The organism is Streptomyces anatolicus (assembly GCF_019400875.1).
GTDB lineage: Bacteria > Actinomycetota > Actinomycetes > Streptomycetales > Streptomycetaceae > Streptomyces > Streptomyces anatolicus.
This window is the reverse complement of record NZ_WMBF01000484.1, coordinates 1-4,750: the sequence shown is the minus strand read 5'-3', so window position 1 is coordinate 4,750 and position 4,750 is coordinate 1. Positions and strand designations below refer to the sequence as shown.

The 4,750-nt window shown below is 67.8% G+C and carries 4 protein-coding genes and 2 pseudogenes; 2 read left to right on the top strand and 4 right to left on the bottom strand.

The features are described from left to right. Positions 1–903, top strand: a complete 903-nt coding sequence (locus GKQ77_RS27945; protein ID WP_219691702.1) for a Vgb family protein — start codon at positions 1–3, stop codon at positions 901–903. Between the two features lie 15 nt (positions 904–918). Here the strand turns inward: GKQ77_RS27945 and GKQ77_RS27940 are convergent. Further along, positions 919–1,763 (bottom strand): annotated as a pseudogene (locus GKQ77_RS27940) (IS5 family transposase). Between the two features lie 329 nt (positions 1,764–2,092). Between GKQ77_RS27940 and GKQ77_RS27935 the strand changes: the two are divergent. Next, entirely contained in the window at positions 2,093–2,416 is a 324-nt protein-coding gene (locus tag GKQ77_RS27935; protein ID WP_219691701.1) for an alpha-amylase inhibitor, read from the top strand. A 131-nt stretch (positions 2,417–2,547) separates the two neighbouring features. Here GKQ77_RS27935 and GKQ77_RS27930 read toward each other — a convergent pair. From GKQ77_RS27930 to GKQ77_RS27920, 3 genes and pseudogenes are all read right to left on the bottom strand, one after another. Beyond that, positions 2,548–3,325, bottom strand: a pseudogene (locus GKQ77_RS27930) (transposase family protein). Positions 3,326–3,400: 75 nt separating this feature from the next. Further along, complete coding sequence (locus GKQ77_RS27925; RefSeq protein WP_219691700.1) at positions 3,401–3,814, bottom strand: cupredoxin domain-containing protein; 414 nt, start codon at positions 3,812–3,814, stop codon at positions 3,401–3,403. A 135-nt stretch (positions 3,815–3,949) separates the two neighbouring features. Next, positions 3,950–4,750 (bottom strand): chitosanase (locus GKQ77_RS27920; protein ID WP_219691699.1); only part of this gene is annotated, 801 nt, incomplete at its 5' end.

Below are 4,750 nucleotides of genomic sequence, written 5' to 3'. Positions count from 1 at the left end.
GTGTCAGACCACCGTGCCCCACATCTGCATGAGATCCGCCTGGCGGACGACGCCGCGGGCCCGTACGGGATCGCGGCCGGGGCGGACGGCGCCCTGTGGCTCACCCTCAACGGCGGCGGTGAGGTCGCGCGCCTCACCGTGGACGAGGAGTTCACGCGGTACGGCATCGGCGCGCCGGAGTCCGGCCCGACCGTCATCACTCCCGGGCCCGACGGCGCGCTGTGGTTCACCCGCACCAAGGACCACCACATCGGCCGCGTCACCGTCGACGGGAAGACCGAGGCGTTCCCCGTGCCGACGCCCGACAGCGGGCCGTACGGGATCACCCCCGGGCCCGACGGCGCGCTGTGGTTCACGGAGTTGAACACCGATCGCGTCGGCCGCGTGGACGTGGACGGGGAGTTCACCGAGTTCGCCCTGCCGGTCGAGGGCGGGTTCCCTTCGATGATCACGGCGGGCCCCGACGGCGGGCTCTGGTTCACCCTCAACCAGGCGAACGCGATCGGCCGCATCGGCGTCGACGGCCGGGTGGACCTCCACCCGCTGCCCACCGAGGGCGCCGGGCCGGTGGGCATCGCCTCCGACGGCGAGGCGCTGTGGTTCGTCGAGATCATGGCCGGGCAGATCGGCAGGATCTCGGTGGACGGCCGGATAGAGGAGTTCGCGCTCCCCGACCGGGCCGCCAAGCCGCACGCCATCGTCGCGACCGCGGTGGGGGAGTGCTGGTTCACCGAGTGGGCAGCGAACCGCGTCGGCCGCATCACGGCAACGCCCTTCCAGGCGGCGGTGATTCAGGAGTACGAGCTCCCGACGCCCGCGTCCGAACCGCACGGCATCACCGTGGGCCCGGACGGAGCGCTGTGGGTGGCCCTGGAGAAGGGCGCGGTCCTCAGGGTGACCTAGGCCGTTTCCTTCGGATCATCTCGCTGACCAGATGAAGATGGCGGCGAGGTGGAGTCCGGCGAGGTAGATGGTGGCGGTCTTGTCGTATCTGGTGGCGAGGCCACGCCACTGTTTGAGCTTGTTGATGCAACGTTCGACGGTATTCCGCTGTTTGTAGGCCTCGCGGTCGAAGGCCGGCGGGTGGCCGCCACGGTGCCCGAGCCGCTTGCGGTTGGCGGCCTGGTCGGCGGGCTGTGGGATCACCGCCCGGATCCCGCGCCTGCGCAGGTGGCGGCGGATCGCCCGGGACGAGTAGGCCTTGTCGGCCAGGACGATCTCCGGAGTGATCCGGGGGCGGCCGATCTGTCGGGGCACCCGTAATCGGCCCATGACCTGCTCGAATGCGGGTGCGTCTCCGGCCTGGCCGGGCGTGACGACGAACGCGAGCGGCCGTCAGCGGCCGTCAGCGGCGAGGTGGATCTTCGTGGTCAGTCCGCCGCGGGAGCGTCCGAGGGCATGGTCGGCCGGCTCGCCGGCCGGGGCCCCTTTTGACGGGCCCCGGCGGCGTGCTGATGAGCCCGCACGATCGTGGAGTCGACCGCAACGACCCATTCCAGGTCGCCCTCGGCGTCGGCCTGGGCGAGCAGGGCGGTGAAGAGCCTTTCCCAGGTGCCGTCAGCAGCCCACATGCGCAGTCGGTTGTGGGCGCCCTTCCACGAGCCGAAGTGCTCGGGCAGGTCCATCCACGGCGTGCCGGTGCGGTACTTGAACGCGATGGCGTCGATCACCTGCCGGTGATCACGCCACCGCCCACCCCGCTTCGGCGTGCGATCCGGCAGCAACGGCTCGATGCGTGCCCACTGGGCGTCAGTCAACGACACACATCAACCAACGATCCGATGATCTGACGGAAACGGCCTAGCCGTTGGCGGTGGCCGTGCGGGCGAGGCAGGACGCAACGGTCTCGCCGTGGATCAGCGGCACACGGAGCGGGAGATCGCGCACCGTGAGGCGCTCGGGTGCTGCACTGGTCATTGCGGCACCGTCCCACACCGCCGCGCGCCGGCGGGATGGTTCACGAATGCGGACACAGAATTCCGCCGCCAAACCTCCAATTGGAATCCTTGAAACCGGTCCATACTTTCACGGAAATGCCACCTAGGCTCTACATGCCCACACTCCAACTTCGCCATTCGGAGGCCGAATTTCCGTGAAGAACACCGTCAAGATGGCCAGCACGGCCGCCGCGGCCCTCGCTCTCGCCTTCACCGCGCAGGGCGCCGCGAGCGCCACCACGTCGGGCGCCACCGACACCGCGCCGAGCTGTGTGACCTGGGAGAACCCGTTCCCCTTCATGACCAGCTGGGGAAAACTCCACCTGACCAACGGCTGCACCTACTCCGTCAATGTCAAGGGAATCCTGCCCAAAACCGCCAGGCAGACCGACTGTGTCGCACTGGCGCCGGGTGAGAAGAAGACTGTCATGTACTTCACCATGGGCAACGAGTTGATCAGCCGGATCGAAACCTGCTGAATCCCAGCCATTCACCGAAAGCAACAGATGAACAAGCTCGCCGGCGCCGCCGCGGGAGCCCTCGCCCTCACCGCCGCCGTACAGGGCACCGCGAACGCCGCGTCCTAGACGAGTAAGTCCGAAGTGCTTGGTCAGTGGTCGTAGGCGATCAGTGAACGGGTGGTCTGTGTGCCCGTCTGTCGGTTGTGCCAGATGGCCGCGGTCAGGGTGAGGATGCGTTGGCCGACGCGGGCCAGGACCCCGGCAGGGCTCCTGGCCCCGTGGCGTTCGAGGTCGAGCTGCCCTTGAGTATGTCGTTGACCGACTCGATCAGCTGCCGGATCGGCTTGAGCAGGTGCTCGCCCGGCCTGGGCTCACGGTTGCGGTAGCTGGGCCGCAGCAGGGTCAGTCCATACCCTGTTCGTCGACTTTGGGGTTCGCCAGAGCCCAGGCGACCGGCAGGCCGCCGGGAGTGCACAACAGGTGCAGTCGTAGGCCCCAGAAGAACCGCGAGTGCGAGGGGCAGTAGCCGTAGCCGGCCCAGCCGGCCAGCTCGGAACGTTTCACGGCCGGCCGGGAACGCGCGCACTCCACCGGAGTGGAGTCCACGACCCACACGTCGTCGTGCCACAGGTCGGTGTCCCGGGCCAAGGTGCGGATGAACCGGCTGATCAGCGCGTTCGCGCCGCGCAGGCGCTTGTTGTAGCCGGACTGCTCAGGCAGGTAGGGGAACTCGGCGGCCAGGTGACGGCGGGCGAACCGCAGCCACCTGGCCTCCGATACAAAGCCCAGAACGGCCTGCATCACTGCCAGCGTCAACAGCTCGGAATCCGTCAGCCTCGGCGGCCGGCCCCATCGCCGCGTTCCTGCCAGAGAGTCATCGATCTTCACGTACAGTGCTGTCGCGAGGGTTTCGAGATCTGTCGTCACAAACGGATCAACGAGACCCTCGCTTCATGCGCCCGAACACTTCGGACTTACTCGTCTATTAGCCCTCACGGACCGCTACTTCACGACGATGGTGCCCGTCTTGTAGGGGCGGGGTTCGTCGTAGTACTTGAAGGTCCCCCGGTTGGCGAAGAGAACGGGTTCACTGCTCTGCCCAGGCATGAGGTAGCCGATATCGAATGAGCCGTCCTGCGCTTTTGCGCTGGCCGGGTTGTTATCACTGAGGTTCCGCCAGACCACCTTGTCTCCGACGTTGATGGTCACCTCCTCGGGATCGAACCTGTCGTCGTCGACTCGCACGACAACCTGTTGGGGCGCTTGCGGCGCGGGGGTCGCAGGGCTGACCGCCAGCGTGCTCATCGACGCGGCCACCAGGCAAGTGACGAGAGTGCGCAAGACATTGCCCAGAGACTTGGTGACGGAGAGACGCACCTTCCCGGACCGGTTCAGGGAGACCGTGCCCGCGTCCATGACCGGCGCGCGCGCCCGATCAGCACGGTGATCCGGAGGAACATGGAGCCAGGCTACGTACGCGCGTACGCGGGGCACCCCTCCCCGGGTGCCCCGCGCGCCAGGCCGTCCTCAGGCCCGCCCAGGAGGAGGCCGCTACCCGATGTGGTACGAGTCGCCGTACACCTTCCAGTCCAGCGGCGGGTCCAGGCTGAGGTTCCGCTTCCTGAGGAACACCCGCTGGGCCGTGTCGACCCGGCTGGTGTCCTCGTGGGCCTCCTCCTGCTTCATCGCCCAGACGCGCGCGCCCAGGAAGGCGTTGAGGTACGTCACCTCGTCGCCGCCCTGGGCCGGTGTCTTCGCCGAACGCAGCGCGCGCTTGCGGATGTTGCGGAAGCTGGTGGAGTCGGTGCCGTCGCCGTGCATCACGATGGCGTCGTAGTAACAGAACTGGCCGAGCACGCCGACGCCGTCCGCCTTGCCCTGCTTGACGGCCGGGTTGAAGTAGACGCGGTCCCGCTCGTCGTTCTGCGCCTTCTGGAACGCCGGGTCCTCGGCAGCCTTCTCCCAGTCGCGTACGAAGGTGGGGTCGAGCCCTTCGTGCGAGTCGGTGCCGTCGACCCTGCGCAGCGAAGGCAGGTACTTGGCGAGGACGTTGCCCGGCTTGCGCCGGGTGTACAGCTCGACGAGGTCCAGCATGTCGCCGGTGCCGGAACAGAAGCCGATGATGCCCGCGGTGTAGCCGCGGCCGTCGTCGATGTCCTCGATGTAGCGGTAGTAGTTCTTCCAGTTGAGGCTGGAGTTCTCCGCGCTGCAGACGAGCTTCATGGCGATCTCCTTCTTCGCCGGATCGTCGAGCCCGATGGCGCTGACCGACAGAGGAGCAGGCGTCGCCGTCGCCATCGGTGTGGCGATGAGCGGGCCCGCGAGGGCAGCGGCGCCGATGAAGGTGAGGAG